We start from the raw sequence: 2,429 nt of genomic DNA, 5'->3' as shown, positions 1-2,429 counted from the left end.
GTTTGCGTGTGTACAAATGTTAGCACTAGAGTCGAGCAAGGGCAACTAACAAACGGCTCAAGAGGGATTGCCAACGCGTGGCGGCTTTGGTGCAAAATTGAAGCTCAGCGTTTACGGTGTGTTTTTTGAGTCCGGCGGTGCGTTGTCAACCCCTTAGCCGGGCGTTATGTTTAATCACCAAAAATCAGTGGATTATGGTTTTTCTTTGTTCCCTCGGCTGATTGGTTTCGCGTTTGTCGGCAAGTTGGCATTTGTGAGCGCTTTTTACCGGACATCTATTCTTTGGTGCTGGAAATTCAGAGAATTGCCTCAGTCGATTTTCGAGTATGCGCGAGGTTGGTTCGGCTGGCTCAATCAATATTTTGATCACAGGTTTTTGGGTTTGAATTGCCGAAATTCAAAGTCTGTTTTTCAAATCTATGAGTCGTTTCAGTTTTTCAGGTCTTGGCTTTTGTTTGTCAGTCAAAAGCGAGTTAATCTTGGTTTTGGTAAAACGTAAGTCGTTGAAGCTTAAACATAACAAACGGTTCAAGAGGGACAGCCAACGCGTGGCATTTTTATCATGCGTTGGTTTTTGTGGTTATGGCGTTGGCTGCCCCTTAACCGGGCGTTAGCTGGGGTTAAGAAAAACGGTGAATTTAGGGTGGAAAGGCTTTGGGTTTTCTAGCTACACACCGGACAAATCTTAGTTTTTCAACTATCTCGCCAGTGGCACTTTTCGGGAAGCGTTTGAACTTAACGAAGTCTGCTTACGGGAAATGTTGTGTTTGTTAAGTTCGTTGGCGCGGCTTCTTTGTTGTTGAAATTCATGAATGCCTGAATTCGTTTTGTGTGCTTTGTCGTTGGCTTTTTCGATAGAATTCTTTGCAAATTACCATGATTAGTAATGGGGATTTCCTCGGTCATTTCTTCTTTGCCAAGCGCATTTCGTGGATTGGGTTTTAATTTCACAGCTGTCCGTTTTACTTTGCCGCTTGAAAGCAATAATGTGTTTCAAATTAGGCATTTTGGTGTAATTTGCTAGCGAAAGTGCAGCAGCTAACTAGGCGTTTAAGACGGATTCCCAACGCTTGGGAGTTTCGGTTCTAAGTTGAGTTTTGTGTTTAAGGTGCAATGGTTTAGGATTGTGGTCGCGTTGCTCACCACTTAACGCAGCGTTATGATTCACCCGGATTCAGTAAAACATCTTGATATCTCGGTAAAAATTTTCATGCGCGCCTAGGGCGATGAGTTCAAGAGTTACCGTCCCATCTTGATAGCTATAGCCAAGAAGAGTGAGTTGCTTAACCATTTTGAATTTATAAACACGGAGAAAGGACAAATCTCCTTTTTTCTGCTCGCCTAAAAGCGGATCTTCGATAAGTGCTTTGACCGCATTGTCCAGATCCACTTTCTGATTTTGGTGGAGTTTTTTAACGGTTTTCTTGAATGATGGCGTTTGAAGAACCTGTGTAATATTAGTCAAAGTTGTATGCCTCAAGTTTTCCGGCTTCTTTTTCAGCTTTAGCTATAATGGCTTGTCGAACAAATTCATAAGGTAAATCTGGGTTATCTTCCATCATTTCCCCAATTTTAGCCCAGTGTTCAATTTGTTTTGGTGTAGTGCGATTCAATGCTTTGGCCATGATAGCGGCTTTATCTACGAGGTCTTGATCAAGGCGTATGCTAGCGGTAGACATAATGTGCTCCTTCATTTAAAGTTTTAATAATTGTAGCGTGGCGCTACGAAGGTAGCAAGATGAATCATAACAAACGGTTCAAGAGGGCGTTATGGCTATCAAGTTGAGTTCATCATTAATGTCGGTAAATTGGTTTAAATTGGAGTACTATTCTGCGATTAAACTCGCTGAAGAACTCGATGACAATCCCAATTAAAAATGTATCAAATCCGGAAATATCGTGCTCAAACTGCCATGCTTGTTGTTGCCGTTTGGAGGTTATGATCATTACCAATACAGGTGTACCAGAGCAGCATATTGCATTCGATGAATGGGGTGGAGAAACGATGCTGCGTTTGTCAGATGGTTGGTGTTCAGCTCTAGATCGTGAAACGTTCATGTGCACAATTTACGAAAATCGCCCTTGGATTTGTCGAGAATTCGAAATGGGCTCTTACGAATGTCGAGATGAACGGATAGACCTTTCTTAAAGTTTTACCCTTTAAATCAGTGAGTTGTTAGCCATAACAAACGCTTCAAGAGGGGCAGCCAACGCGTGGCATTTTTACTATGCGTTGGTTTTGGTGATTACGGCGTTATGCGGAAAGTTAGTAGTAGCGTTGGCTGCCCCTTAAGCGGGCGTTAGGCAAAGTGAGTTTTTATCAGCTAAATCGAGTTGGAATTGAACGGTAAACTCCATGTTTTCTGGTTTAAGTTAAGCGATAAATAGTCATCACATATTTGTTGTTTCTTGATCGCGTTGGGTTGCTT

At 42.2% G+C, this 2,429-nt stretch carries 3 protein-coding genes; 1 reads left to right on the top strand and 2 read right to left on the bottom strand.

From position 1 onward, the window contains the following. Nucleotides 1-1,174: 1,174 nt before the first annotated feature. A complete protein-coding gene (locus AACT21_RS09290; RefSeq protein ID WP_094163468.1) occupies nucleotides 1,175-1,465 on the bottom strand; it encodes a type II toxin-antitoxin system RelE/ParE family toxin in 291 nt (96 codons plus the stop codon). Beyond that, nucleotides 1,458-1,679, bottom strand: coding sequence for a TA system antitoxin ParD family protein (locus AACT21_RS09285; RefSeq protein WP_094163466.1), 222 nt, complete (start codon nucleotides 1,677-1,679; stop codon nucleotides 1,458-1,460). Before AACT21_RS09285 ends, AACT21_RS09290 begins: the two co-directional genes overlap by 8 nt. A gap of 179 nt (nucleotides 1,680-1,858) precedes the next feature. Here AACT21_RS09285 and AACT21_RS09280 point away from each other — a divergent pair, with 179 nt between their 5' ends. Further along, nucleotides 1,859-2,149, top strand: coding sequence for a YkgJ family cysteine cluster protein (locus AACT21_RS09280; protein WP_094163464.1), 291 nt, complete (start codon nucleotides 1,859-1,861; stop codon nucleotides 2,147-2,149). Nucleotides 2,150-2,429: the final 280 nt, after the last annotated feature.

Source organism: Vibrio sp. V08_P9A1T1 (assembly GCF_963874405.1).
Lineage (GTDB): Bacteria > Pseudomonadota > Gammaproteobacteria > Enterobacterales > Vibrionaceae > Vibrio > Vibrio anguillarum.
The sequence above is the reverse complement of the archived record's forward strand: the minus strand, read 5'-3'. Positions and strand labels throughout refer to the sequence as shown.

Bases quoted from the DNA above. Each gene is read 5' to 3' on its own strand.
- AACT21_RS09285 (WP_094163466.1), bottom strand. From the start codon at position 1,679: ATGTCTACCGCTAGCATACGCCTTGATCAAGACCTCGTAGATAAAGCC.
- AACT21_RS09280 (WP_094163464.1), top strand. From the start codon at position 1,859: ATGACAATCCCAATTAAAAATGTATCAAATCCGGAAATATCGTGCTCA.